The organism is Chthonomonas sp. (genome assembly GCA_016788425.1).
Taxonomy (GTDB): domain Bacteria; phylum Armatimonadota; class Fimbriimonadia; order Fimbriimonadales; family Fimbriimonadaceae; genus JAEURQ01.
The window spans coordinates 819631-845650 of the sequence record JAEURQ010000002.1 but is presented as its reverse complement, the minus strand read 5'-3'; the positions used below and the strand labels follow the sequence as shown (position 1 = coordinate 845650).

Genomic DNA, 26020 nt, shown 5'->3' with positions numbered 1-26020 from the left:
AGTAAGAAATACCGGGGTCTCACCGTAGGAATACGTGAACTTGCAAAAAACTCCGTGGAGTTACTAGCTGGTATTCCCGGGGATTTACGGGGAAGCCGCGCCGGGGTAAATTACAAGTCCCGCCTATGGTACACGACGTCCTGATTATTGGGTCTGGCCCCGCCGGCTACACCGCCGCTCTCTACGCCGCTCGCGCGGATCTTAAGCCACTGGTGCTGGCCGGATTCCAACCCGGAGGTCAGCTGATGATCACCACCGACGTGGAGAACTACCCCGGATTTCCGGACGGTGTGATGGGCCCCGAAATGATGGACCTCTTCCGCAAGCAGGCCATTCGGTTTGGCTCGGATGTGCGGGACGAGCACGTCACCAAGGTGCAACTGGACGGTCCGGTGAAATCGGTGTGGGTGGACAGCACCGAGTACCAAGCCAAAACGGTGATTGTCAGCACCGGCGCGAGCGCCAAATGGCTAGGCCTGGAATCGGAAGTGACATACGGTGGCCACGGCGTGAGCGCCTGCGCCACGTGCGACGGTTTCTTTTTCCGGGGCAAAGAGGTGATGGTGGTCGGCGGCGGAGATACCGCCATGGAGGAAGCGCATTACCTCACCCGCCACGCCAGCAAGGTGTACGTGGTGCACCGCCGCGACTCGTTCCGCGCAAGCAAGATTATGCAAGACCGCGTGCTGAGCAACCCCAAGATCGAAGTGATTTGGAACAGTGCCATCGAGGAGATTCTTGGCCAAGACCTCCCCAAGAAAGTCACCGCCGTTCGCCTGGTGAACACCGAAACCGGCGAGAAGCGTGAGATGCCGATGGACGGCGTTTTTATCGCGATTGGGCACAAACCGAACTCGGATTTGTTCGTCGGAATGTTGGACATGGATGACGCGGGCTACTTGATTCCGGAACCGAGATCGACCAAAACGCGGATCCCTGGCGTCTTTGTTGCGGGAGACGTGGCTGATGCCGTCTACCGACAAGCTGTTTCCGCCGCCGGTAGCGGTTGTATGGCCGCCATCGATGCCGAACGCTATCTCACTGAGCACGAATGAAACGACTCGCCCTGCTGTTCGCCCTAACGCCGCTCGTCGCGGCGGCCCAGCCGTTTCCGACGGATCAAAACCAAAAGGTGCGGGTTCAGTTTCTGAACCGCGATTCGCTGATGATCAACTTCGGCGAGCAGCCGATGCCTGAGATCAAGGTCGGTCCGAAGACCGGCTACAAATATCCCTACCTCGCCGCCTGCTACGGCTCCTACAAAGGGCAGCCGCAGTACAACTTGAAGTTCCGCATCTACTCGGAAGACCCGTTTGTGGCCGGCTCCAAGGGCGAGCAGATCGCGCGCTACCTGATTCTGCTGTGGAACCTGAACGTGCTTGAGCTTCAGCTCGACCACGCCGAGCGGTACAGCGGGATTGTGGACGTCTACCTGACCAACAAAGGCAAGGCGGGTGGTGAACAGTTTTTCGGGACCGAGGATTTTCCGGGCGGCACTCGCAACGTGAACGTTATGTACGTTTACGACTACAAGGATTTGGGTTCGAATCTTGAGCTCATGCGCGTACTTAGTCACGAATATGGCCACGCGGCACTGCCTCCGTTCGGCGGCTTTAAGGCTCCGGAGCAGTGGGCGAACGGTCACATGGGCGAACGCCTCTACATGCACTGGATGCTTGGCAACCGGTTGGCCAATAACATCGGCGACAACGACTTGCTGGGCGTGCCCTTGCCGGAGTTGGGCAGCTACTTGCGCAACAATGTGGGCAAGTTTGTCCAACGCATCATGGACCGCGGGCTCGATATGAAGGTGCTGGCCGGGACGAGCGCCGAAAGCATGAACGAGTTTCTTGGCCTCATGCTCACCGCCGAGGGTCTGCTGCCGCGCAGCACGTTCGTCAATAGCTTTCTTTTCGCGCCCAAACGCACGGCGATGGGTTACCTGGAAGGCTTGAAGCAGGCGATCAATGAGACCTCAGGCTGGCAGTTCAATTTGGCCAGTCGCCAGGGCAAGGCAACTTGGATTCCCACCGGCAAGGCGACCGTGAAAGGGGCTAAAGTCCTTGAGCGCATGAATATATTCACCAAGGTCATTCCGCAGCAGCAAATAGTTACCGCGGTGAACCCCGCGCCCAAGAACAAGTAATGCAAACTCTGACCCTCGGACTCGTCGGTGCCGGATTTATGGGCCGAGCGCACAGCAACGCCTACCGCCAGGTCAACCGGTTTTTTGATCTTCCGCGTCAGGTTCGCATGAAGACGATTTGCGGCATTGATGCCGTCCATGTGGAAGCCGCCCGCGTTCAGCTTGGCTGGGAAACCGGTGTGACTCGCTGGCAAGACTTGCTGGAAGACCCCGAAATTGACGTCATTGACGTCGCCGCCCCCGGCGACCTACACGCCGAAATTTCGATTGCCGCGGCACGCGCGGGTAAAGGCGTTTGGTGCGAAAAGGCCCTGGCCAACACCTTGGCCGAGGCCGAGCAAATGGTCCAAGCCGTGGATCAGGCGGGCGTCCACCACGGGCTGTTTCATAACTACCGCAAGCTGCCGGCGGTTGCCCTGGCGAAACGCTTGATCGAACAGGGACGCCTCGGTGAGATTCGGCATTGGCGGTCGGTGTATCTGCAAGATTGGCTGAGCGACCCGGCGGCTAGCTTCAACTGGCGTATGCAACGCAGCACAGCGGGCTCGGGCGCGCTGGCCGATTTGGGGAGTCACAGCATTGATTTGGCCCGGTATCTCGTGGGAGAAATTTCAAATGTGACGGGCCGCACGAAGACGTTTGTCACCGAGCGAACGGTGGGCCCGGGCGGCGAGAGAGGGGAAGTGGACGTGCCCGACGCGGCGATGTGGATGGTGGACTTCGCGAATGGCGCAATCGGCTCGTTTGAAGTTTCGCGCTGCGCCCTGGGCCGAAAAAACCACAACCGATTTGAGATCAACGGCACCCGCGGGTCGCTTGCGTTCAATCTTGAGCGACTGAACGAGCTGGAATTTTATGACGGCAGCGACGAAGAGGGAAGTCAGGGGTTCCGCGTGATTCAGGCAACGGAGGGAAGTCATCCCTACGCGGGTCAGTTTTGGCCGGTGGGACATGGCCTCGGCTACGAGCACAGCTTTGTCAATTGGGTCGCCGACGCTGTTATGGCGTTCCACGAGGGGCGGCCAACTTCACCAAACTTTCATGATGGTCTGGCCGTGCAACGGGTGCTGGACGCGGTCGAGCGGTAAACTGACAGCATGGCGCTGCCTGTTGGAACCCCTGCCCCCGAATTTACACTCTTGACGAAAACGGCGGAGGGCCTCTCGCCGCGTTCCACCAAAGACCTCGCGGGTAAGAACCTCGTCCTGCTCTTTTTCCCGGCCGCCTTTACTGGCGTTTGCACTGACGAATTGTGCGATATGACCGCCGGAATCGGCGATTACCAGAAGCTCAACGCGGAAGTGTGGGCCATCAGCTGCGACTCGGCGTTTGCGCATGAGGCCTGGGCCAAGCAAAATAGCATCAGCATCACGTTGCTCAGCGACTACGACAAGAAAGTCTGCGAGCTTTACGATGTCGTGTTGCAAGATTTGGTCGGCCTTGGCAAGGCCAGCAAGCGCGCGGCGTTTGTCATTGACGCCCAAGGCGTGATTCGATACAGCGAAGAAACTGCGGCCCTGGGCGACCTGCCGAATTTCGCCGCCGTCGTCGAAACGCTTCAATCTCTGTAAGAACCGGGCGAACCGCCTTCCGAAACTCCTCTTTATGGGTGGAGAAGCAGAATGCGGTTGATGGCCTATTTGTGGAATCGTAAATAGTCATAATATTGATTATCGGAAATCTATCAATGAGCAGTCTTGGCTATACTGGCCGCATGGAACAGGCCTTTCCTACTCTCACTCCGTACATCGTCGTCGGTAACGCAAAAGAAGCTCTTGCCTTCTACACCAAGGCGCTGGGCGCCGAGGTTGTCAACGTTGCGTACGTGCCGAATACCGAGCAAGTGATGAACGCTCAGATGCGCGTCGGCGATTCCATGCTCATGCTCAACGACGAGTTTCCGGACTGGGGCGTGTTCGCGCCGAAGGCCGGCGAAAACATGCCGTGCACGATCCATATCACCAGCCACAACATCGATGCCGAGTTTCAGCGTGCCATTGATGCCGGTGCGACAGTTTGCCAACCCCTAGAGGACATGTTCTGGGGCGACCGCTACGGTAGCTTCATGTGCCCATTTGGGTACAAGTGGTCCATGGGTCAAAAGATCAAGGACGTGTCGCCCGAGGAGATGGCGGCGGCCATGCAGGCCATGGGCGGCTAAGCGCTCTACTTCTGAATCTTCGGCACAAACGCCGTTGTCCGGCCTCCTACTTCGATCCGTTGAATAGGGAGGCCGTCGAGCGTGTGGTCGAACTTCGAATCTCCCCAACGGCGATGGAACAGCCAATCCGCCGGCAGCTGGTCCTTGTCGGCGGCGACCTCGATGGCCTTCTCGAGCACGAGATGGAGCGCATCCACCAGCCGACCCACTTGAGGTTTGGTCAGGGTCTTGGCCAGACGATCGGGCCGGATGTGAGCCTGGTAGAGAACTTCATCGGCGATCCAATTCCCCACTCCACAAAACAGTTTTTGATCGAGCAGGAGCGCCTTGATGGGCGCCGCGCGGCGGCTGAGAATCGCGTGGAGTTCCTTCGGCGGCCAGGGATCAAGCCACATATCGCGCCCGATTTCGGCGAGTTTGGCGTCAACGCTGGGCTCTTCCCCTAGCCACAATCGCCCGAGCCGACGCCCGTCGGTGAAGGCAATCTTCCCTCCTTCCTCCGTGGTGAGAAGCAGTTTTAGGAATCTGGGCCGTCCGTTTTCGTCGTCCAGCGGAGCGTTGCCGTGCTCGCGGATGCGAATGGTGTGCGCGCCCAATTCGCGGATCCAGCCGGCCATGCCCAGGTGCCCATAAAGGTAAGTTTCGCCGGCCTGAATCCACCAGTACTTCCCCTTGCGGCCGATGCTGTGCACTTCCCTTCCTTCGATCGCTTGGCGCACCACCTCGGCGGGCACCTTTTTGAGCACGATGTCGTCTTCGACCACCTCAGCCTCGGCGATCCTGCGCCCGACCAACACGCGCTCCATGATGCAGCGCACGGTTTCGACTTCGGGGAGTTCGGGCATGCCATAAGTTTACAGCCCAGTAGGTTTACTGGTTTTGCTCACCCGCTGCGTGCTTGGAAACTATGCGCATCCTATAATGAAGCGGTCGGGTCAACTGTGACCCATTTTTGAAAGGAACGAAAAATGAAAAGACGACTTACGCTCAGCGTGGTCGCTCTGGCGGTAGTCAGTGCGGCGCAAGCTAATCTTTTGGTCAACGGTAGCTTTGAGGTTGGCCCCTCCGGCGACTACTATGCCGGCGGCAACGGAGACTCGACTGTCGCAGGCTGGGTCGGCATGGGCACGGGTTATGAGTGGTTCAAGCCAGCCACCGTTTACGGCGGCGTGTTGAACTCAACCGCGTCGGATCAGTTAGCGTGTGTGGACCTTGCAAACCTGACCAATAGCTACGGCGACATTAAGCAATCCTTTGCCACGGTCATCGGCCAGCAATACGAATTGAAGTTCGATCTCTCGACGAGCACTTACGCCGGGCGCAATGGCTTCGGGCCGATCAGCGCATCGGTGGATACGTCGAATTCCACAACCACCAGCATGGCGTTCTCGGTGACAAACAATCAGGTGCCCCTGGTGTGGACCACGTTTAGCATGCCGTTCACAGCCCAAGACACGACTTGCACTTTGCGGTTTGAATCCTTCTTCAATGCGAACGAAGTGTTTTCGTTTGTGGACAACGCTCGCGTTACCGCGGTTCCCGAACCAGGCTCGCTCATGGCCCTGGCCATTGGAGCCCTCATGATCCGGCGTGTAAAGAAGTAAGGGCCTAAGAAATACCTAGCGCGGTCGCCGAGGGCATGCTTCGAAGCAAAGTTCCTCGACGATTTCGCGCTGTCTTAAGGTTGCCGTTGCGGCAACGAGCTTTCCTCACGGAAAGCAAACGCACGTGCGCCGATCGGCTTTCGCCGTTCATCAACACTTGAAAGCATTGTCCACTTTGGTTTCTTCTGCGTTTCTTGTGCGTCAATATGAGCTACGTCAGAGGCGAAAACAAGGGTCGCAAAATTCCTTGCAAAAAGAATTCTGGTGGGCGGTGAGGGGCTCGAACCCCCGACATCCTCGGTGTAAGCGAGGCGCTCTACCAACTGAGCTAACCGCCCTTGCGAACCAACATTATAACGCTTTCAGAACCTGCTTGGCGATGACCATGCGCTGGATTTCGCTGCAACCTTCGCCGATCTCGGTGAGCTTGGCGTCGCGCCACAGCTTTTCGACCAAGAATTCCTGCGTCATGCCGCGGCCACCGTGAATCTGAATCGCGCGATTCGTCGCGCGGTTCGAGACTTCGCTGGCGTAGAGCTTAGCCATCGAGCTGATTTTCACCACGTCCTCGCCGCGATCGTACATCGAGGCGCCCTTGTGCAAAAGCAGGCGAGCGGCTTCGATTTCCATCTCGTTGTCGGCGATAAAGTTTTGCACCGACTGCATATCGCAAAGGCGGCGGTTGAATTGCTCGCGCTGGGTGCTGTACTCGGCGCTCAGTTCGTGCGCCTTTTCGGCGATGCCAAGTGCCATGGCGGCGATCGCCAATCGGCCCCGATAAAGCAGGCCAATGGCCTCGGTGAAGGTGCAAGGCGTGTGCCAACCAACCGCGTTGACGAGGTCAAAACCGGTGGTGTACGAGGCCGAAACGCCGACCGTGTCGATGCGATACGGATCGCGGAAGCCATCCTGCGCGGTTTCGACCAAGAAGGCGCTCTTGCCATCGGCGGAAACGCTGGTGTCCACGTTCGAAACCATGATAATGAGGTCAGCCTTGCCCGCGTTGGTGATGAACATCTTGCGACCGTTCAGCGAGAAGTAACCCGGGCGATCGGCGATTGCTTCGGCTTTGGTTTGCACGCGGCGCGCGTCCGAACCAGCATCCGGCTCGGTGAGCCCCCAGGCCAGCTTTACGGTGCCCGCGGTCATGCCCGCCATGTACTTTTCCTTTTGCTCGGGCGTGCCGAACAAGTCCACGTGACCCACGCAAAGAGCGTTGACAGCGGCCACGTTCATGCTGAGGGCCGGGTCGCCCTTGGCGATTTCGCGGCAGGCTTCCACGTAGGCCGAGCAGCTAACGCCGCCTTGGTCCTTGGCCAGCGTCATTCGCAACAGGCCGAGTTCGCCGAGGCGGGGCCAAATCGCATCCGGGAATACCTTGTCGGCTTCCCATTTGCGGGTGTTCGGAAGCACTTCTTCGGCGACGAACTTACGAACACGATCGAGAAATGCCGCTTCTTCGGGGCACAGTTGAAAAATCATATCGGTACTGTATTGTACGAGACCGGCCCTACAAAGTGCTCGGTGGACAACTCACAAGTTGGGCCGCGCCCATCAGGCCGGCATCGGGCCCAAACGGCGACCGCACGGCGTCCACCTGCAGCCAATCGGCAAGCCCGACTCCACCGCAAATGACGATCGCGTCGGGGTGCAGGAGGCCGCGAACCATGGCGATGGCTTCGTTGGCGGCGCGTTGCGCCTTGGCTTTTGCCTCGGCGGTCGGTTCGCGAGAGAGATTGACGCCGCCGAGCAGGTCTTCGAAGGTTTCGCCGCCCGCCGGATGGAGGTCGTTGAGCCGCGGATATTCTCCGCGAGCGCCCATTAGAATGCGCCCGCGATCGACAATGCCACACCCTACGCCCGTACCCAACGCGAGCGTCACGACGCGCTTCCCGGCGAACTCCGGCAGGCAGGCATGCGCCCAAGCTGTCGCTAGGCCATCGTTGAGCGTGGTAATGTGCAGGTGCGGGTGCGCAAGCCGAAAGTTGAGCCCTTGATGGCCAGGGATAATTTCCTCTTTGGCTTCCCAAATCTCGCCGGAAGCGGGGTCCACGGTTCCGCCCGTGCTGATGCCCACCCGAGTCGCCTCGCCGCGCACGGCATAGCTGGCGATCAGGTTGACCCGCTCGTCGGGGCGGCGCGGGGTCGGCACGCGCTCCAGATGGCGCAAGGTCTCGCCGTCCCAAGTAGCGAACCGCATCCAGGTTCCGCCGATGTCCACCGCCAGCACCGGTTCATTTGTGCTGGTTTGCGTGGCCTGGGCAAAGACGCGGGTCATCTTGACCGGGTCGTTGATCGCGCCGCCAATGACCACCGAATTCGCGCCCGCAAGCCGCGCGGCTTGCACTTGCCAAGCCTCCGCATAGCGACCCTCGGCTAGCAAGGGCTTGGTTGTGAGCCTGCGGGCGGCGCGTACGACGTCGAGATTCGGCCCCGGGCGAGACGGCTGGGTTTCCTCGGTGTAGCCGCTCAGCGTTGTGCTCACCCAATCTGCGCCCGCCGCCAGCGAGTATTGAATGGAATCCAGGCTGTCACAGTCGGCCATTGCCAACCGCCCTGCTTTGTGAATGAGTGCGATCAGGCTTTTCAGGTCTTCGGCTGGGCGAAGGCGGGCGGTGCCGTCCAGCGCAATGACCTCGCAGCCGGTGTCAATGAGTTCCTGGACTTCCTTGGCGGTGGCCGTAATGTAGATGGTCGAGCCTTCGTAAGCGCGCTTGATCAGGCCGATGGTCGGCGCGCCGGTTGCCCCTCGGATCAGCGAGACCGTCGCCACGCCCTCCAGCCGGAGCCACTCTGCACCCGATTCCAGACTCGCCTGCGCCAGCGGCAACAAGATGGCGGGGTCGTGCAGGGTGTCGGAACTCGATTGCACGCTCACCACGAGCGGCGAAAGGGGCGGAATCACTTCCCTATTGTGCGTCATGCGCGGCGGCCCAGGCGCTTCGGATGTCGTCAACCAACAGCCCAAACCCGCCGTCGCTGGTGGCCGACGATTGCCGGATGATGTACGCCGGATGTAGCGTCGCCATGACCACCGGCGCGAGCTCCGAACTGAACGCCACCCCACGTTCCTTGGTGATTTTGAAGTTGCTCCGAATCAGGTTTTTGGCGCTGGGCGCGCCGATGCAAAGAATCACCCGCGGCTGAATGATGGCGAGTTGCGGCAATAGCCATTGGCGACAGGCCGCCACTTCCTCGGGCGTGGGCGGGCGGTTGTGGGCCTTCCCTTCTCGCCAATCGCACGCGCGGCACTTGACGGTGTTGCAGATGTAAACCTGCTCGCGGGAAAGCTCAGCCGCGACCAACGCGCGATCCAAAAGTTGGCCCGCGCGCCCGACGAATGGCCGACCGGAACGATCTTCATGGTCGCCCGGCCCCTCGCCCACGAGCACCAGCGGCGAGCGGGAGTCTCCCTCGCCAAACACCACATTGGTGCGGCGCGCGGCGAGCCCACACGCCACACAACGGCTCGCCTGATCAGCGAGGAGCTTGAGCTGCGGACTTGGCTCGGGCTGCGATGGCATCGGCATACATCTTGACGTATTCCTCCGCCGGAGCGCGCCAGCCGTAATCGCCTGCCATGCCCGCTTCGACCAACTTGGCCCAGGTTTTTGCGTCCGATTTGTAGGTCTCTACAGCGCGTGAGATCGCTTCGAGCATCGGGCGAACGGCGGCCTCGTCGTAAGCAAATCCGTTCTTGCCTTCGAACACGGTGTTCGCGAGACCACCCGTCATTCGGGCGACCGGCACCGAGCCGTAGCGCATCGCGATCAGCTGCCCCAGGCCACACGGCTCAAAGTGGCTCGGCATCAAGAAGATGTCTGCGGCGCCATAAATGCGCTGCGCGAGAGGCGCGTCGAACCGCTCCACCAATCGCAGACGATCAGGCCACTCGGCTTGAAGTTGGCGCAATTGACTGGCCGCGTGCGGATCACCCACCGCGAGAATCACCAGTTGAGAGGGCAGGTTGAGAATGCCGGGCATCGCCTTGACGAGCAAGTCAAACCCTTTTTGGTCGCTCAAGCGGCTGACGATTGCCAGGAGCGGCATGTCGTCGTCCACGGCCCAATCCAGTTCGCCTTGGAGTTCGCGCTTGTTCTGCACCTTATCGCGCCAATTGGCGGCGGTGTACTTGGCTTCGAGTTCCTCATCGTGTTCCGGATCGAAGCGATCGAGATCAATGCCGTTGAGGATTCCGCGCAACCGACCGGTGCTGGAGAGCGACTGCATGACGCCCCAGAGCCCGCACCCGTAGCGCTCGGTTTGAATCTCCTCCGCGTACTTAGGGCTCACCGTGTTGACAATGTCCGCGAACATGCAAGCCGACTTCAGGAAGTTGACCCGCCCGAAAAACTCCAGCTTTTCGCCGGTGAAGAGCTCGGGAGAAAGGCCGGCGCTGGGCAAGGTGTCGGCCCCGAATTCGCCCTGATAAGCCAGGTTGTGGATCGTGTAGGTGCACGCGACATTGGCCCACTTGTCGCCGCCTAACTCACGCACAAACACAGGCAGAAACGCGGTTTGCCAGTCGTTGCAGCTAATCACGTCGGGGATCCAGCCTTCGGCTTCGCATGCGGCCATGATGGCGCGGGCGAAGAGCAGGTAGCTGTCCCGACCGTGAGAATAGAGGTCTTCGCTGCGATGCACCCAGGCGAAGTTCTTCTCGTTGCCCAGCAGCCAAGTGCGCACACCGCTGTTCACGCCCTCGTAGTGGTCCACCGTTTCTTCCCAAATCGGGTTCATCTGGACCTCCAGCGAGTGTCGGTGCCGCATGTGCAGCGCCGGATCGGCAATCGCCATTCCGTACGCGGGACACGCCACGCGCACGTCGTGACCGGCTTCCACCAATGCCTTGGGGAGGCCTTCGGCCACATCGGCCAAACCGCCCACCTTGGCGTATGGCGCCACTTCAACTGAAACGTAAAGAATCTTCATGCCCTGCGACTTTTACCAGACTGGGGACGGACGGCAACCCGGCAACGTTGCGAGGAACGCCTACGAAACGAGGCCGCCGAACTTGCGCGTGCGCTTTTGGTACTCCACTAGCGCGTCAATTAGCGACTTGCCGGTGAACTCCGGCCAGCTCACTTTGGTGACGACAAGCTCGGCGTAGGCGGCTTGCCAAATCAGAAAATTGCTCCACCGCATTTCGCCCGCCGTGCGGATCATCAGATCGGGTTCGGGATGCTCGGGGTGATAAAGATGGGCTGAAATTGCCTCCTCGGTGACCTCCGCGCCACTGGCCGTAACGGACCGCACCGCGTCCACAATCTCCGCCCGACCGCCGTAGTTGATCGCGAGGCAAAAGGTCATGCCGGTGCAGTGCCGGGTCGCGGCGATGCCCTCTTCAAGAGCTTCGCGAAGCGAAACCGGAAGCTCGTGCATGCGGCCCGTGATCGCGACGCGCACATTTTTGTTCACGAGGTGCTGAGTTTGCTCTCGCATCGCGCCTTCGATGAGCTTCATCAGGCCCGCAACTTCGCTTTGGGGGCGTCGCCAGTTTTCGGCGCTGAATGCATACACGGTAAGGAACTTGACACCGAGTTCGCCGGCGGCTTCCACCACGCTCTTGAGAGTTTTGTAGCCCTCGCGGTGGCCAAGCAGGCGTCCCAAACCTTTGCCCGTTGCCCAGCGACCGTTGCCATCCATGATGATGGCGACGTGCTGGGGCAACTGATCAAGGTCGAGGCCGGCGCGCTGGGCCGCCTGCAAGAGCGTGGGCATGCCGGCGCTTAGATTTCCATGAGCTCGGCGTCTTTCTTCGCTTGGAGCTCGTGGGCCCGATCGACGTGGCGGTCGGTGATCTTTTGAACCTTCACTTCAAAGCCCTTCAAATCGTCTTCGCTAATTTCCTTGGCTTTTTGTTTGGCCTTGCCGTGATCGTTGGCGTCGCGGCGCACGTTGCGGATGGCGATGCACGCTTGCTCGGCGCGAGCATGAACCTGCTTAACCATCTCCTTGCGGCGCTCTTCGGTCATTTGCGGGAAGTTCAGGCGAATGCCAGCGCTGTCACTGCTCGGCGTGATGCCGAGGTCGCTCTTAAGAATCGCGCGCTCGATCACCGGGATCATGCTCTTTTCGTAGGGCGCAATCAGCAGTTGTCGCGGCTCGGGAACCGAGACGTTGGCGATTTGGCTAATCGGGGTTTCCGTGCCGTAGTAGTCCACGTGCACCCGCTCGAGCACGCTGGGATTCGCGCGGCCCGTTCGGATGGTGGAAAAGTCGTGCACCATCGCGTCGATGGCTTGCTCCATGCGGTGTTCGGCATCTTTCAGTAATTCGTCCATTGTTACTTTCCTCCGACAAGGGTGCCGACGGATTCGCCCATTGCGGCCCGCACCATTGCGTCTCGTTCACTTAAGTCTAACACGATGATGGGCAGATCATGCTCCCGGCACATCGTAAATGCGGTCTGATCCATCACGCCGAGGCGGTTCTCAATGGCGGTGTCAAAGCTCAGGCTGTCGTACTTCACGGCGTCGGTGTGCTTCTTGGGGTCTTTGTCGTAGACGCCATCTACCTTGGTCGCTTTCATGATCACGTCGGCATGAATCTCCAGCGCGCGGAGCACGCCCGCGGTGTCGGTCGTAAAGTAGGGGTTGCCGGTGCCGGCCGCAAAGATCACCGCACGGCCTTTTTCCAAGTGGCGAATGGCGCGGCGCACGATAAAGGGTTCGGCCACTTGGCTTACGGTGATCGCGCTTTGCACGCGGGTCTGAAGGCCGCTCTGCTCAATGGCGTTTTGCAGCGCGAGCGAGTTCATGACCGTGCCGAGCATGCCCATTTGGTCGGCCACGCTGCGGTCGTAGCCGCCCTTGGAGAACTGTTCGCCCCGAATGAAGTTGCCGCCCCCTACGACGATGCCGACTTGAACGCCTTTCTCGGCGACCTTGACGACTTCCTGAGCAATAAAGCTAATCGTGTCGCCGTCGAGGCCAAAGCCTTGGTTTCCGGCGAGGGCCTCGCCGCTAATTTTGAGGAGAACGCGTTTGAATCGGGGAGTACTCATTCCAAAGAGTGATTGTACTTGGTAAACTCTCTCCGGCGACTAATCGCGCTTCAATGGCGCAGCCGCGTTAAGTCACCGTAGAACTGCTCTGTCCTGCCTAGGTAGGCTCATCAGAAACCAGGAGTACCTCTACGTGGCAAAACCAGCCGATATTGAACCCACCGAAACCCCGGCGATGCTGGAGACCTACTATCGCGAGATGGTCTTTATCCGCCATTTTGAAGAAAAATGTAACCAGATCTACCGCACGGGTAAAGCCGGCGGTTACCTGCACGTCTACATCGGAATGGAGGCCACCGCAGTTGGTTGGCTCCATGCGATTAAGCAGGGTTGGGACTACATCATTACCGCTTACCGCGATCACGCCCAACCGCTGATTCTGGGTTCGGACCCAATTAAGCTGATGGCCGAGATCATGGGCCGCAAGGACGGCTACAGCTTTGGCAAGGGCGGCTCGATGCACCTGTACGATATCGAACGCGGCTTCTTTGGCGGCTGGGGCATCGTCGGCGGGCACACCGCGCTCGGCGGCGGACTTGCCCTGGGGAGCAAGTACAAAGGCGAAGATCGTGTGACCCTGTGCTTCCTTGGGGACGGCGCGGCCAACGCGGGCGTGTTCTTCGAAACCATGAACATGGCCGCCCTTTGGGACTTGCCCGTGATCTTCATCATCGAAAACAACGAGTTTGCGATGGGCACTCGTCTTGAGTACCACGCCGCCGACACCGAGCTTTGGAAGCGCGGCGTGCCGTTCGGCATGATCAGCGAGCGAGTGGACGGCATGGACCTGCTGCAAGTGCTCAGCGATGCGCGACGCATCGTGGATCAAGTCCGCAAGGAGCAGCGCCCGGCCCTCATCGAAATCATGAACTACCGCTTCTCCGGTCACGGCGCGGCGGACAACGATCAGAGCCTGTACCGCACCCCGGAAGAGGTGGCAAAGGCGAAGGAACGCGACCCGATTAAGCTGCTGGAAGCCGTACTGCTCGAACGCAACATCATGACGCAAGAAAAGATGGAAGCGATCAACGAGGAGTACGAAAACGAAGTCGAACGAATCTATGAGGCCGCGGACGCCAGCCCGTTCCCGCCGATCGAAGACGTGTACACGCACGTGTACAGCGACATGATGCCGGAGAAGGGACACTAATGGCCAAGACACTTACTTACCGCGAGGCAATCCGCGAAACTCTGATCGCCGAAATTGAGCGCGATCCGATGGTCTTCCTCATGGGCGAAGACATTGGCCGTTACCAGGGCACGTTCCGCGTGACCCAAGGTCTCTTTGAGCGCTTCAAGGAAAAGCGCGTGCTCGACACGCCGATTAGCGAACCCGGGATTGTCGGGATGGCGACCGGCGCGGCCATGGTCGGTCTGCGACCGGTGGTCGAAATGATGACCATGTCGTTCTCGATTCTCGCGCTCGACCAGATCATCAACCACGCTGCAAAGATTCACTACATGACCGGTGGTCAAGCCACGGTACCCATCGTGGTGCGCGGTCCCGGTGGCGCGGCCAATCAGCTGTCGGCTCAACACAGCCACAGCATGGAAGGCTGGTACGCCCACACTCCTGGCCTCAAGGTCGTTGCCCCAGCGTTCCCCGAGGATGCTGTAGGTCTGCTCCGCACTTCAATCCGCGATGACAACCCGGTTATCTTCACCGAAAACCCGGGCGTTTACGGGATCAAGGCCGACATCGACATTGATGACATTGACTTCACGATCCCCTTCGGCAAGGCCAAGGTGGTGAAGGAAGGCAAGGATTTGACGCTGATTGCCTACAGCCGCATGGTGCATGTGTGCCTCGCCGCCGCCGAAAAGCTGGAGAAAGATGGCTTCGACGTGGAAGTGGTGGACGTGCGCTCGCTTAAGCCGCTTGACACGGAAACGATCTACAACTCGGTCCGCAAGACGCACCGCGCGGTAGTGGTTTACGAAGACTGGAAGAGCGGTGGTTTCGGCGCTGAGATTGCCTCGCGCATCAACGAAGACTGCTTCGACGATCTCGACGCTCCGGTGGGTCGGGTCGGCGGTCTGAACGTGCCCATGCCCTACGCTCGCGTCCTCGAGCTTCAGTGCATCCCGAACGAAGACGATGTCATCGCCTGCGTTCACAAGATTGGCTGACGGAGCAAGATCACTCAAATGAAGGAGCCAGTTGCCACGCGCAACTGGCTCCTTTGCATTTGAATCCGTGGTACACTTGAAATTCCCCACGAAGGATAGGCCTTAGTAAAGCGTATCCGAAGGAAGGACACTCTGATGAGCAACATTACCGAAGGATCTGGGCAACAAGTGAAGGCCGGCTCTGTTCCGGTGCCCAAGATGAAAAAGGGCGTCGGCACGTTCATGCGGGAAGCAATGGCCGAAATGAAGAAGGTCAACTGGCCGACCAAGAAGGAGACCACGCGTCTCACTGGCGTCGTCTTCGCCGTCTGCTTCAGCATCATCATCTTCCTGTTCGTGCTCTCCGTCGTGTTCGAACAAGTCTTTAAAATCATCACGGGGTCCCGCTAATGGCTCGCGCCTGGTACGCCGTCCACACGATTTCGGGCCACGAGAACAAGGTCCGCGAACTGCTCACGCGCCGCGCGTCGGTCGAAGGGCTCTGGGGTCTTGACATTTTTGAAGTCCTGATTCCGGTGGAACAGGAAATGGCCACTCGCAACGGCAAGCGCGTGGTGATGGACAAGAAGGTCTTCCCGGGCTACATTTTGGTCCGCATGGCGATGACCGACGACACCTACCGCATCGTCAAATCAACGAGCGGTGTGACTGGCTTCATCCAATCCGGCAACAAGCCGGTGCCGCTCGAAGACTACGAAGTTCGTCGCATCATGACGAACATCGAATCGAGCAAGGAAGCTCCGAAGGTGGCCTACGCCAAGAACGACGTCATTCGCGTGGTCGAAGGGCCGTTCAGCGAATACACTGGCAAGATCGACGAAGTGCTGTTCGAACGCGAAAAGCTCAAGGTCATGATCAACATCTTTGGCCGTGAAACCCCGGTAGAACTCGACTTCGAGCAAGTCGAGAAGATGTAATTGCCCGTCGCCACGTCACCGATTCTGAAGGCGCATCCTCGCGACATTGAGCGCGAGGATGCGCTTGCCAATGAGCTTGGTCTGCAGCGTCTGACCGCGGGAATTCTGGTCGCGCGCGGCTACGATACGGCGGAAAAAGTACACGCCTTTCTTCGTCCCTCGCTGGATCAGCTGCACGATCCGGAGCTTTTGCCCGGCTATCGCGAGGGAGCGGATATTCTGCTGGATGCCATCAAGAACAAGCGCCGCATTTATCTGCACGGCGACTACGACGTTGACGGCGTGACGAGCGCAGCGATTTTCAGCCGCTTCTTCGACGCGGTGGGCGCGAACTACCACGTCCACGTGCCGCACCGGATCAACGAGGGCTATGGGCTTCACGATTCGGCGGTGCAACGCGCCGTGGACGAGAAGGCCGAGATCTTTCTGACCTGCGACTGCGGCATTACCGCCAACGAACCTGTGCGCCAGGCGCGCGAGCTCGGCATGAAGGTCGTAATTACGGACCACCATGAGCCGGATACTGAATTGCCGCCCGCTCACGCGATCCTCAACCCGCACCTTGCGACTTCGCGCTATCCCTTCGATCAGCTTTGCGGTGCCGGCGTTGTGCTCAAATTTTGCGCGGGTTTGGCCCGCGAACTCGGGCATCCGGTCGGCGCGTTTTATCGCAACTTCCTCGACTTGGCTGCCCTCGGCACGGTCAGCGACATGATGCCGCTGCTGGATGAGAATCGCGTGATCACGCACTTTGGGTTGCAGGAGCTTGGGCGCAGCAAGAAGCATGGCTTGGCGGCTCTGCGCGAGTATGTGCTGCGCGGCGCGACGCGCCCGCTGGTGGCGCGAGATATTGGATTCGGATTCGGGCCTCGGCTCAACGCCTCGGGCCGTATGGAAGACGCGGCGACCAGCCTGCGATTGCTGCTGACCCGCGATGACGAGGAAGCCCAAAAGCTCGCCACTTACGTGGAAGAAGTCAACCTTCGTCGCCGCCAAGAACAAGATATCGCCGTGGAGGTCGCGGTCGAAATGGTGGAGGCACGGGGCGAGAGCGACCGCAACGCGATTGTGGTCTACAATCCCGAATGGCATCCGGGACTCATCGGGCTCATCGCCGGCAAACTCGTGGACGTGTTTTATCGCCCGACGTTTGTGCTCACGAAGGCCGAGCACGGCCTCAAAGGGTCGGCCCGTAGCATCGAGGGCTTTAACCTTTTTCAGGCGATTCAGGCTCTACGCGACGAGTGCGGACTCGGCGGAGGCGGCCACGCGGCCGCGGCCGGGATTAACATCGCCGAAGAGAATCTCGACAAGTTCTCGCTTGCCATCCACGAGTACGTCAGCAACACCATGTCGGCTGAGCAACTCACGCGCACTTACGTCGCCGATGCCGAAGCCGAACTCGCCGAGTTCAACATGGCCCTGGTCGAGGAACTCGACATGCTCGCGCCGTTTGGACAGGCCAACCCCGAGCCATCGTTCTTAGTTCGGCATGCCTCGGTAATGGACGCTCGGTACATGGGCAAAGAGGGCCAGCACCTGATCATGAAGGTGCGGCAGGGCAACAGCAAGCCAATGGCCGTGAAGGTGTGGAACTACGGCGCGGAGACGCCTTTGCCCGAGGGCAATGTTCAGTTTGTGGGTAAGCCCGGCATCAACGAATGGCAGGGTCGCCGCTCGATTGAGATTAAGACTGAGGCAGTCTTGCCAGCTTAAGGCCGACGACTTCGCCGACTTTGACGGTGAGTTCTTTCGCTTCGCCGTTGCGATTCACGCTCAGCTTCACCTTTGAGCCGGGTTCTAACCGGAACAGCTGTGCGGCCAATTGCGTGGCGCGAGCGGTCGGTTTGCCGTTCACGGCCGTAATGATGTCGCCCATTTGAACGCCGCCCTGATGCGCCGCGCCGCCCACCACAATGGATCGCACCATTGCTCCAGAGGTGCCCTTGGCGTCCACAAACTCGATACCCAGTTCCGGGTGGGTCGGTTGATGCTTCGCGCTGAGGAAGCCATCCACCACCCGCGTTAGCACGTCCACCGGCAGGCTGTACGTCACCAGCAGGTCGCCGGGACCGTAGTCGGCCTTCGCCTGCATCATGCCCGAGTTGGAAGGCGCCCGCTGCGAATTGTTGGTCGTGCTTTGCAGGGCCGCCCCAATAATGCCGACGATTTCGCCGTCGTTATTGAGGATCCAGGCTCCGCCCAGGCGGCGGCTCGGGGTTTCAATTCGAATCTCGTTGAAGGGTACGTAGCGGCCGGTTTGGTTTTGTAAGCCGGTGAGGTCGTCGGCGGCGAGTTCGGCGGAGAACGGGCCCTCTAGCGTCACGGCGATGAGACGACTTCCCTTCTTGGGGTTGGACGCGGCAATCCGCAACGGCTTCGCATCGCTCGACCAATTGCTCGCGCCGAGCAGTACCAGCTGACTTCGAGGGTCGCTGGAGATCACTCGAAAGTCAAAGAACTTCCCTTGCGAGGTGCCGGTGATGATGCCCTTGGGCAGCGCCGATTGGTGCGCGACAAAGTAGCCACGCTGATCCACGAGCATGGCGAAACCTTTGGCCTGGCCGTTTTCCTGGAGCATCACCGCGAGCGCTTGAGCCTTCTGCCAAACCCCGTCCAGGGTTTTGTCTTGCTCGCCACCCATCGCCGCGAGGGCGATGAGACTAACCTTTAATGCCCACATCTTCGGTTGCTGCACTCACTTCAATGGCCACGGGTGCGCCTACTTCGCCTTCCTCGGCATCCACAATCACGACCGTCGGCTCGCTCATTAGCGGAGCGGCTTCGGCGGCGATCATGGGCGCGGTCGGGGCGGAGCCACCAAACGCGGCACCGCGGGCAGTATCGGAACCCACGCCGTCTAACTTGGCTTCAGCGACGGCTTTGGATTGTTCTTTGACGACCGGAGTTTCGGCCCGGCGCACCTTGCGTACCACACGGCGCGGCTCGTCTCGCACATCGGCTTCGCCGATGGGGCGATCCGGACCAAGAATTGCGCCCGTGCTCAGCGGGGCCGGTTCAAGCTCGGGTGTGGTGTCCACCACGATGGGCTTCGGTGCGGGCTTGCTCGTCGCGACTTGCACTGGCGTGGTTGTGTTCACCGGCGATTCGTTGGGCTTGGTCAAGGAATTCATGACGACGAATCCGAGCACGGCCGCCAGTCCGCCGAGACCGACTCGTGGAAGCCATAAGGCCCACGGCGATCGCGTTTGCACGCCCGCGTTGAGGATCCGGTCGCGCAGCATTTCGGGCGAAACTTGGCAAGGGCCGGGATCGGGCAGTTGACCCATGGCGGCGCGCATCTTGGCGAACGCGACCATCGTCGCTTGACCTTCGGCATCCAGACCGGATTCAAGTCGCGCGGTTTCTTGCGCGGAAAGCTCACCGAACGCGGCGGCAATCAGCTGATCCACATCCTTTTCTTTCAATTGACAAAACCCTCCATCAGGGGAATCATGCGCTCCTTTAGAGCGCGGCGAGCGCGCAGCACACGAAGCTTGGCGCCACCGATGCTGCAACCCAGCATCTCGGCGATTTCGCTGTATTCGCGTCCTTCGAGGTCGCGCAAAACGATCACGGAGCGGTGGTGAACGGGCAGGGCGGCGAGCGCCTTGCGCAAGGCTTGCACCTGATATTCGCCTTCGAGGTTATCGTTGGCGTCTTCGGTGTTCCCGACGGTCATCCATTCCAGCGCGCCTTTTGCTTCTTTTTGTTCCAGGTTCGAGCGGCGCTGCGTCATGCGAGCCTTGTCGGTGGCGAGGTTGGTGGCGATGCGGAGGAGCCACGTGGTGAACTTGGCCTCGTCGCGGTAGCGACTCAGGTTTTGGTAGGCCCGCACAAAGACTTCTTGCACGATGTCTTCGGCATCGTCTTGACGGGGTGCCATTTGGTAGGCAAATCGGTAAACCAGTTGGCGGTGGCGAACAAACAGTTGTTCGAAGGCGGAGTAGTCGCCCGCTTTGGCCCGACGAACCAGCTCTTGGTCAGCATCGCGATCAACGCTTGCTCCAAAAGTTGTGCCAGGCATCGTCAGTCCAAGTTCCATTCCTTGTTCATCCTCCGGTTGTTCGAAGTCCGAATACACTGACGCCCCAATCCTTGGCTCGTTACGCTCGTCTGGCATGCTGTAGGTCTAGCGGCTTGCGCTCCCTTAGGACGATGTCCGGGGAACGCAAGTTCGCTAGGCGGTGATCCTTAGTGGATCGTCGCGACTTCAGTCGCGAGGTAGAGGGACAGTTGGTGCATGTGCTCAAGGTCATGGGCCATGATTTTGGCCATGTAATCCTTGATGCTCGTTTCCGACCCATTGACCTTAAAGGTCTTGTCCCAATCGGCGTCGGCGAGTCCTTCCAGATACTCGGTGGTCATGTCCCGCCGCGATTCGAAAACCTCGGCTTCGTGGAACACGTCCTTGTCCGCGTAATGATGGGCCTCGGCGGCTTGGTCCGGGTCGTAAGCAGGCACTTCTCGGCCCGGTGAGGCATTCGCCGCGCGAATACGGTCGAGGACTACTTGTTCGTATTCCGCGAGGTGCGCAATGACTTCGCGCGCAGTAAACCGGTCGGCCATAATGCGCTCGTCAAGGCGGTCAGTCGGGAAAACTCGGAGTAGTCGCTCCACAATTTTCGGCGCGAAGCTCAGAGAGTAGATCATTCTCTTCTCCATGCTTCTATGCTACACCGAGTTCACGGGTGTTGTGCGGGAAAACCGGTAATTCGACATAGATTTTTTCTTTCGGGCGCGAAATCTTGAAGCAGGGACCCCGGGGCCGGTGGGCCGGCCTCCTCCTAGTGATTCTCGAACGTTGGTTTGAGAATCGCACGGCCGAGCAACGTCGGCCCCAGATTCCGCGGGATCAAGGCAGTGCTGGCCGCCCCAAGCTACAGGGGTTTCTTGGCAGATCCCCGTGTTGGTGTGAGGCGTGTGGAATCGCTCGGCCATTCTTCTGGGACAGGCTTTGCCAAGTGGCCTTGGTCAGCGCTCGGACACATTCCGCTCCCCAAGACTCTGCCCTGGCAGTGTTTTGCATTACACTAGAGACAAGTGCATCTGCGGCCCACATTTTTCTGCTTGACGCCCTAAGGACGGATGCGAATTGAGGACAAGGTAGACAGCATCGTGCCGTCGCCTCACGATGAGGGCCGAAGGATGACGGCGGGCTCAAAGATTGAGTGGCTGGGTTGGAGGAGGTACCAAGGAAAGTGCTCTATTATCATGTGGATTCACCGGCAATAAAAAGCGTATTGCCCCTCGGTGAGGAACTCGATCGGATCAGGGCACAGAGCTTCTTAGAGTCGCACGGTTTGGAGCGGGTTGTACTGAAATCTGAGTTGCTGATTGCCTTCTACCATGTGTTCCGATTCTCTGGAGTGTTTACCCCCGGAATGAACCAGGTGAGCGGATGGGTTGTGGGAGGAAATGTTCCGCACCTGCAACTGAATGATGATGAGATTACAACGCCTATTGAAGCGCTCGCCATCTACGCTTTGTACCTTGATGATTGGATTGGAGCAAATGGGGCTCAGAGGGAGGACGGGAGCATTCCGGCTTATAGGATCCCTGAGAACTGGGAGCTGCTATCTATATCGAATTCCTATCAGGAGTGGAACATGGGAACCGTTTATCAATGCATTCGTACTAACATCGTTCCGAATAACGTGCAACATTTGATTCATCACGACATTTTTGAGAAATGTAAGAAGCGGGGTTGGTTGAATGTGCTTGTGGATGGTCGAATGGCATATGAATGGAGATCATAACTAGGCTCGCTGGGCCATTCAACATTTAGACATAAGTTCTTTTTAATCTGCGTCTCGACTTCCCAGGGATACAGGGATCGAAAGATACGCGAAGGCGGTGAAGCAGATGCATCACCGCCATTTTGCCCTTAGAGTTTGTAACCTTTTCGGAAGGTCGGGCGGAGCAGAGCGTCGTATTCGGGCTTGCCCTTCACCGCCATCGCCTTGGCATCCCACTCCAGACGGGGTCCATCGGCCCAGATCGCGAGGTTGCCCAGCAGCACGGTTTCGGTGAGCGGCCCGGAGTAGGCGACGATATCCGACTTGGCCCGCGGTCCACCGGTGGCGGCGCGGAAGAACTCGGCCATGTGACCCGGCGAAACATCGACCTCAACATCCGGGATGCTGCCGCCGCCGCTGATGCTGAACTCGCGATTCATCTCGTTGGGGCTGTAGATCGTGCCCTTTTCGCAGATGATGATCACGCCGTTGCCTTCGTAGGTTTTGTCCGGCACTAAACCGGCCGGCGGACGTCGTCCCCCGTCGTACCAAAAGAGGTCGAGCGGGCCACGATCGCCACGCTTGCCGAACTCATAGTGCACCTCAGCCCACGCCGGGAACGACTCGCGGTTATGGCCGCTAGTCGTCGCTTGCACCGAAATGGGATCGCGCAGATCGAGCGCCATGAACGGCGTGTTGAAGATGTGGCAGCCCATGTCGCCGAGTGAGCCGGTGCCGAAATCCCAGAATCCGCGCCAGTGGAACGGGTGGTAGCCCTCGCCAAACTCGCGCTCGGGTCGCGGGCCGAGCCAAAGGTCGAAGTTGAGGTTTTTGGGGGCTTTCGCCGGAGCCGGGCGATCGATGCCTTGCTTCCACCAGCCGCCGGCGCGGTCGGTCCACAGGTGAACCTGCTTAACGGCGCCGAAGTGGCCACTCTTAATGAGGGCCGCCACCTGACGCATGGTCGTGCTGGCCGTGCTCTGATTGCCCATTTGCGTGGCGACGCCCGCCTCCTTGGCGAGCCGCATAAGCTGACGGACTTCGCTGATGGTGCGGCACAAAGGCTTCTCGCAATAGGTGTGCAAGCGGTGGCGCAGGGCCATGGCCGCGGCGACCGCGTGCGTGTGGTCGGGCGTGCTGATGATCACGGCATCCATTTGGCGGCGCATCGCCTCGAACATCAGGCGAAAGTCTTCAAAGGTGTTGGCGCGTGGGTGCTCCGCCATGGCCTTCGCCCGGGCCGCGCTGTCCACGTCGGCAATCGCGACGATATCGCCGAATTGGGCCGCGTCTTGCATTCCGCTCCATCCCTTACCGCCCGCACCGATCACGCCCACGCGCAGGCGCTTGCGGGGTGGGTCTTGGGCGGCGTTCGCGGTGAGCGCTCCACCCATTGCCGCGGCGAGAGCCGCGCCCTTCAATGCTGTTCTTCTCGAAATTTCGTGGCTCATGATCTACTTCAGCTCCTTGATTTTGATGTTGCGGAACGAGACGACCCCGTGGTCGCCTTGAATCGCGATGCTTCCCTGCCCGAGTTTGCCGAAGTTCTTAAATGCGGCGAACTTGGTTTTGGCCAGGCGCGTGTTCCAGTCCTCGCTACCCAGCTTAAAGTCATAGGCCTTCGTGCCGTTGAGCTTGACCCAACAACCCTTTTCGGCGATGCGCACCTGCATGCGGTTCCACTGGCCCGCAGGCTTGGCAGTGTCCTTGCTCGGCCGATAGAACTGGTAGAGGCAGCCGGTGGATTCGACGCCCTCTTGCAGTTTGTGATCGTAAATCTGAACCTCTGGCCCGGTCATCCACGGGTACTGCTCGCTCTCGTCGACGTGGAACATGACGCCGCTGTTTTGGTCCTTGTCCATGTTGAACTCCAGATCAAGCTCGAACCACTTGTAGCTGCCTTCGGAGATAAGGTCGCCGGCTTCGGCGGGGTTGTTGCATCGCAGGACGCCGTCCTTAATCGTCCAGCCATCGCGAACGCCCTTGGCCCGGTAATTATGCCAGCCCGCGAACGACTTGCCGTCGAACATGGACTGCCATCCGGCCTTCTGTTCGGCGAGAGTGAGGGTGTTGATGGGTGAAATGAGAGTTGCGGAGGCGACCAAGAGAGTCAGCATTTTTGCAGTTTAGCCTAACCGGAACCTACGTGTGCGCCTGCTCTTTCGCGCGTTGCCACAACTCTTCCCACGCTTCTGGGTCGAGGTCGGCGAGCGGGCGATCCGACGCCGCCTCCATCGCCTTAAATCGCGCCGCGAACCGATCTAGCATCCGCGCCAGCGAGGCCTCCGCGTCGAGCTTGTGCCAGCGCGCGATGTTGACCATCGTGAACAGCACGTCGCCCATTTCGTCGGCCTGCTCCTCGGCCGTCGTCGCCGCCCGAAACTCGGCGAGTTCCTCGTCCAGCTTGGCCCATACCCCGTCAACATCGGTCCATTCAAACCCCGCGCGAGCGGCGCGCTTGCTCATGGTCATGGCCCGGGCGAGAGCCGGCATGGCCCGCGGAATGCCGTCGAGAATGCTTTCCGGGGCACCCTTTTCGGCTTGCTTAATCCTGTCCCAATTGCGCAGGACTTCCGCCGAGTCGGCGGCGGAGGCATCGCCAAAGACATGCGGGTGGCGGTGGATTAGCTTGTCGGCAATGCCCTGCGCCACGTCCTCAATATCCCAGCCGCCGTCGCGCTTCTGCATCTGCGCGTGCATGATCGGCTGCAAGAGGACATCACCAAGCTCTTCTTTTAGCTTGGCGTTGTCACCCGAGTCGATGGCGTCCATGAGCTCGTAGCTCTCCTCCAGCAGGTACTTTTTGAGGCTCTCGTGGGTCTGTTCCTGATCCCAAGGGCAGCCACCCGGCCCGAGCAGCCGGTCCACCACGTAGACCAGTAGCTCCCACCCCTGCCGATCGCCGAATTCCGAATTCATGGCTTCATCATAAAACAAAGCGGGCGACCTGTGGGGTCGCCCGCTGCTTGTGTGTCGTGCGAAGAGGCTTATGCCTTGGGGGTGTCGCCGATCATACCGTCGCCATCGAGGTCGCGCTTCAGCACTTCTTCGGCCTTGTCCTTGACGCTGTCGAGACCGTCGGCGATCTTGTCCTTGATGTTGCTCAGGGTTTCGTTGCCTTCGACCTTTTCGTCAATGGCTTCCTTGGCATCGCCAACCTTTTCGACCACGGCGTCCTTAATGTCGCCCGCCTTTTCCGCTACGTTTTCCATGGCTTCTTTAGCCTTTCCAATAATGTCCATAATCACAATCCTCCCGCAAAAATGCGGACTCCCTATTGTATTCGATCAGCGCGCAAATTCTGTTCCATCTTGCGGCCCGCTTAACAAAAATTGCGCCAAATCACATCGGCTCGGTGCTGGTCGAGTAAGCGCCGGAACGTGACGTGCGACACCTCGATGGCACCCAACGAGGCCAGGTGCGGGTTCATAATCTGCGCGTCCATCACTGCAAAACCCAGGCACCGACAGTGTTCGATGAGGCTGTGCAGCGCGAGTTTGGAGCAGTTGGTGCGGCGGTGAAACATGGATTCCGCGGAGAAGATTCCGCCGACCGCCAAGCCATAGGTTCCGCCGACGAGTTCGTTGCCATCCCAGACTTCGCAGCTGTGCGCGATCCCGGCTCGGTGCGCCTCGGTGAACATCTCAATGATCGGCGGCGTGATCCAGTTATCCTCGGGCCGACGACAGCCCCGAATCACGCCCGCGAAGTTCTCGTCGAAGCTCACTCGGTAGGGGTGGCTTCTCAGAAACTTGGCGAAGCTTCGCGAGACCCGCAATCCCTCGATCGGCATGAGCGCGCGGGTGCGGGTTCCGTAGAGACCCACTTCGTCGGACCCCTCTTCGCCCATCGGAAAGTAGCCCGCCCGATAGACGTTGAGGAGTTCGGCTGGCGACACCCTAGTGGTTATAGATCGAGTAGGCGTTCCACTCGGGATCGAGCGTCAGCCGCAGCGAGCAAAGCTGCCCCACGTGATAGGCATCGTGCAGGGCAATGTAGCTGAGCGCGTTGGAGGTCGCTTCTGGAGTTCCGGCGGAGTGGATCTCGCCGATCACCTCGTCGCGCAGGGCAAAAACGTGCGCCATCGGATCGTCCACCACCTCTTGCGGCACGACGTACTCGCCCCATTTGTGCTTCTCGCCGTTCAGCTCGGCGCGGCAAGCGATGTAACACTCGTAAAGGTGAGCTAGAGTCATCCGGCCCGACATCATCGCTTCAATCGGTTTGGCATCGAGGTCGAGCCCCGCCACTGCCTGGCGAATCTGGTGGCCGGTGTCGTCGAGGGCAAGCTTCAACGTTGTGTCGCTCATGATGCGCC

At 59.6% G+C, this 26020-nt stretch carries 30 protein-coding genes and 1 tRNA gene; 12 read left to right on the top strand and 19 right to left on the bottom strand.

Going from position 1 to position 26020, the window contains the following annotated elements; genetic code table 11:
• Positions 1-125: 125 nt before the first annotated feature.
• The 5 genes from trxB to JNJ45_06100 all read left to right on the top strand — a co-directional run bounded on the left by trxB (position 126) and on the right by JNJ45_06100 (position 4307).
• Positions 126-1055, top strand: a complete 930-nt coding sequence (gene trxB, locus JNJ45_06120; GenBank protein ID MBL8048241.1) for a thioredoxin-disulfide reductase — start codon at positions 126-128, stop codon at positions 1053-1055.
• Positions 1052-2146 (top strand): hypothetical protein, encoded by a 1095-nt coding sequence (locus JNJ45_06115; protein MBL8048240.1) that lies wholly within the window; start codon positions 1052-1054, stop codon positions 2144-2146. Before trxB ends, JNJ45_06115 begins: the two co-directional genes overlap by 4 nt.
• A complete protein-coding gene (locus JNJ45_06110; GenBank protein MBL8048239.1) occupies positions 2146-3234 on the top strand; it encodes a Gfo/Idh/MocA family oxidoreductase in 1089 nt (362 codons plus the stop codon). The genes JNJ45_06115 and JNJ45_06110 overlap by 1 nt, the downstream gene beginning before the upstream one ends.
• Positions 3235-3243: 9 nt before the next feature.
• Positions 3244-3717 (top strand): redoxin domain-containing protein, encoded by a 474-nt coding sequence (locus tag JNJ45_06105; protein ID MBL8048238.1) that lies wholly within the window; start codon positions 3244-3246, stop codon positions 3715-3717.
• 143 nt (positions 3718-3860) lie between these two features.
• On the top strand, positions 3861-4307 hold the full coding sequence (locus JNJ45_06100; protein ID MBL8048237.1) for a VOC family protein: 447 nt from the start codon (positions 3861-3863) through the stop codon (positions 4305-4307).
• A 5-nt stretch (positions 4308-4312) separates the two neighbouring features.
• Here JNJ45_06100 and JNJ45_06095 read toward each other — a convergent pair whose 3' ends face one another.
• A complete protein-coding gene (locus JNJ45_06095) occupies positions 4313-5152 on the bottom strand; it encodes a hypothetical protein (GenBank protein ID MBL8048236.1) in 840 nt (279 codons plus the stop codon).
• A 123-nt stretch (positions 5153-5275) separates the two neighbouring features.
• Between JNJ45_06095 and JNJ45_06090 the strand changes: the two genes are divergently transcribed.
• A complete protein-coding gene (locus JNJ45_06090) occupies positions 5276-5911 on the top strand; it encodes a DUF642 domain-containing protein (protein MBL8048235.1) in 636 nt (211 codons plus the stop codon).
• 262 nt (positions 5912-6173) lie between these two features.
• On the opposite strand, the gene JNJ45_06085 is transcribed toward JNJ45_06090, so the two are convergent.
• The 8 genes from JNJ45_06085 to JNJ45_06050 form a co-directional block, all read right to left on the bottom strand.
• A tRNA-Val gene (locus JNJ45_06085) sits at positions 6174-6249 on the bottom strand.
• 13 nt (positions 6250-6262) lie between these two features.
• Positions 6263-7393, bottom strand: coding sequence for an acyl-CoA dehydrogenase family protein (locus JNJ45_06080; protein ID MBL8048234.1), 1131 nt, complete (start codon positions 7391-7393; stop codon positions 6263-6265).
• A 28-nt stretch (positions 7394-7421) separates the two neighbouring features.
• On the bottom strand, positions 7422-8816 hold the full coding sequence (locus tag JNJ45_06075) for a putative N-acetylmannosamine-6-phosphate 2-epimerase (protein MBL8048233.1): 1395 nt from the start codon (positions 8814-8816) through the stop codon (positions 7422-7424).
• Between the two features lie 4 nt (positions 8817-8820).
• Positions 8821-9435, bottom strand: a complete 615-nt coding sequence (locus JNJ45_06070) for a uracil-DNA glycosylase (protein ID MBL8048232.1) — start codon at positions 9433-9435, stop codon at positions 8821-8823.
• Entirely contained in the window at positions 9389-10843 is a 1455-nt protein-coding gene (locus tag JNJ45_06065) for a glycogen synthase (protein ID MBL8048231.1), read from the bottom strand. Before JNJ45_06065 ends, JNJ45_06070 begins: the two co-directional genes overlap by 47 nt.
• 60 nt (positions 10844-10903) lie before the next feature.
• On the bottom strand, positions 10904-11632 hold the full coding sequence (gene uppS / locus JNJ45_06060; GenBank protein ID MBL8048230.1) for a di-trans,poly-cis-decaprenylcistransferase: 729 nt from the start codon (positions 11630-11632) through the stop codon (positions 10904-10906).
• 8 nt (positions 11633-11640) lie between these two features.
• Positions 11641-12195 carry a ribosome recycling factor gene (gene frr, locus JNJ45_06055; GenBank protein MBL8048229.1) on the bottom strand — a complete coding sequence of 185 codons (555 nt, stop codon included), beginning with the start codon at positions 12193-12195 and terminating at the stop codon, positions 11641-11643.
• Between the two features lie 2 nt (positions 12196-12197).
• Positions 12198-12917 (bottom strand): UMP kinase, encoded by a 720-nt coding sequence (locus JNJ45_06050; GenBank protein ID MBL8048228.1) that lies wholly within the window; start codon positions 12915-12917, stop codon positions 12198-12200.
• 133 nt (positions 12918-13050) lie between these two features.
• Between JNJ45_06050 and pdhA the strand changes: the two genes are divergently transcribed.
• From pdhA to recJ, 5 genes are all read left to right on the top strand, one after another.
• A complete protein-coding gene (gene pdhA, locus JNJ45_06045) occupies positions 13051-14067 on the top strand; it encodes a pyruvate dehydrogenase (acetyl-transferring) E1 component subunit alpha (protein ID MBL8048227.1) in 1017 nt (338 codons plus the stop codon).
• On the top strand, positions 14067-15047 hold the full coding sequence (locus JNJ45_06040) for an alpha-ketoacid dehydrogenase subunit beta (GenBank protein ID MBL8048226.1): 981 nt from the start codon (positions 14067-14069) through the stop codon (positions 15045-15047). The genes pdhA and JNJ45_06040 overlap by 1 nt, the downstream gene beginning before the upstream one ends.
• A 135-nt stretch (positions 15048-15182) precedes the next feature.
• On the top strand, positions 15183-15437 hold the full coding sequence (gene secE / locus JNJ45_06035) for a preprotein translocase subunit SecE (protein MBL8048225.1): 255 nt from the start codon (positions 15183-15185) through the stop codon (positions 15435-15437).
• Positions 15437-15964: a transcription termination/antitermination factor NusG gene (gene nusG / locus JNJ45_06030; protein ID MBL8048224.1), complete on the top strand. Its 528-nt coding sequence runs from the start codon at positions 15437-15439 to the stop codon at positions 15962-15964. The genes secE and nusG overlap by 1 nt, the downstream gene beginning before the upstream one ends.
• Entirely contained in the window at positions 15965-17680 is a 1716-nt protein-coding gene (recJ, locus tag JNJ45_06025) for a single-stranded-DNA-specific exonuclease RecJ (GenBank protein MBL8048223.1), read from the top strand.
• On the opposite strand, the gene JNJ45_06020 is transcribed toward recJ, so the two are convergent.
• The 4 genes from JNJ45_06020 to JNJ45_06005 form a co-directional block, all read right to left on the bottom strand.
• Entirely contained in the window at positions 17652-18647 is a 996-nt protein-coding gene (locus JNJ45_06020) for a serine protease (protein ID MBL8048222.1), read from the bottom strand. The two genes, recJ and JNJ45_06020, sit on opposite strands and share 29 nt — an antisense overlap.
• A complete protein-coding gene (locus JNJ45_06015; protein ID MBL8048221.1) occupies positions 18628-19377 on the bottom strand; it encodes a hypothetical protein in 750 nt (249 codons plus the stop codon). The genes JNJ45_06020 and JNJ45_06015 overlap by 20 nt, the downstream gene beginning before the upstream one ends.
• Positions 19378-19388: 11 nt before the next feature.
• A complete protein-coding gene (locus JNJ45_06010) occupies positions 19389-20009 on the bottom strand; it encodes a sigma-70 family RNA polymerase sigma factor (protein ID MBL8048220.1) in 621 nt (206 codons plus the stop codon).
• Between the two features lie 149 nt (positions 20010-20158).
• On the bottom strand, positions 20159-20629 hold the full coding sequence (locus tag JNJ45_06005) for a DinB family protein (GenBank protein ID MBL8048219.1): 471 nt from the start codon (positions 20627-20629) through the stop codon (positions 20159-20161).
• Between the two features lie 551 nt (positions 20630-21180).
• Here JNJ45_06005 and JNJ45_06000 point away from each other — a divergent pair.
• Positions 21181-21723, top strand: a complete 543-nt coding sequence (locus tag JNJ45_06000) for a hypothetical protein (protein ID MBL8048218.1) — start codon at positions 21181-21183, stop codon at positions 21721-21723.
• Between the two features lie 128 nt (positions 21724-21851).
• Here JNJ45_06000 and JNJ45_05995 read toward each other — a convergent pair whose 3' ends face one another.
• The 6 genes from JNJ45_05995 to JNJ45_05970 all read right to left on the bottom strand — a co-directional run bounded on the left by JNJ45_05995 (position 21852) and on the right by JNJ45_05970 (position 26012).
• Positions 21852-23153 carry a Gfo/Idh/MocA family oxidoreductase gene (locus JNJ45_05995; protein MBL8048217.1) on the bottom strand — a complete coding sequence of 434 codons (1302 nt, stop codon included), beginning with the start codon at positions 23151-23153 and terminating at the stop codon, positions 21852-21854.
• A 3-nt stretch (positions 23154-23156) separates the two neighbouring features.
• Positions 23157-23819, bottom strand: a complete 663-nt coding sequence (locus JNJ45_05990) for a DUF1080 domain-containing protein (GenBank protein MBL8048216.1) — start codon at positions 23817-23819, stop codon at positions 23157-23159.
• 25 nt (positions 23820-23844) lie between these two features.
• On the bottom strand, positions 23845-24621 hold the full coding sequence (gene mazG / locus JNJ45_05985) for a nucleoside triphosphate pyrophosphohydrolase (protein ID MBL8048215.1): 777 nt from the start codon (positions 24619-24621) through the stop codon (positions 23845-23847).
• 68 nt (positions 24622-24689) lie between these two features.
• Complete coding sequence (locus tag JNJ45_05980) at positions 24690-24944, bottom strand: hypothetical protein (GenBank protein ID MBL8048214.1); 255 nt, start codon at positions 24942-24944, stop codon at positions 24690-24692.
• An 80-nt stretch (positions 24945-25024) separates the two neighbouring features.
• The gene (locus tag JNJ45_05975) at positions 25025-25600 is read right to left on the bottom strand and encodes a leucyl/phenylalanyl-tRNA--protein transferase (protein MBL8048213.1); all 576 of its coding nucleotides are present in this window, start codon (positions 25598-25600) and stop codon (positions 25025-25027) included.
• Position 25601: 1 nt separating this feature from the next.
• Positions 25602-26012 carry a hypothetical protein gene (locus JNJ45_05970; GenBank protein MBL8048212.1) on the bottom strand — a complete coding sequence of 137 codons (411 nt, stop codon included), beginning with the start codon at positions 26010-26012 and terminating at the stop codon, positions 25602-25604.
• Positions 26013-26020: the final 8 nt, after the last annotated feature.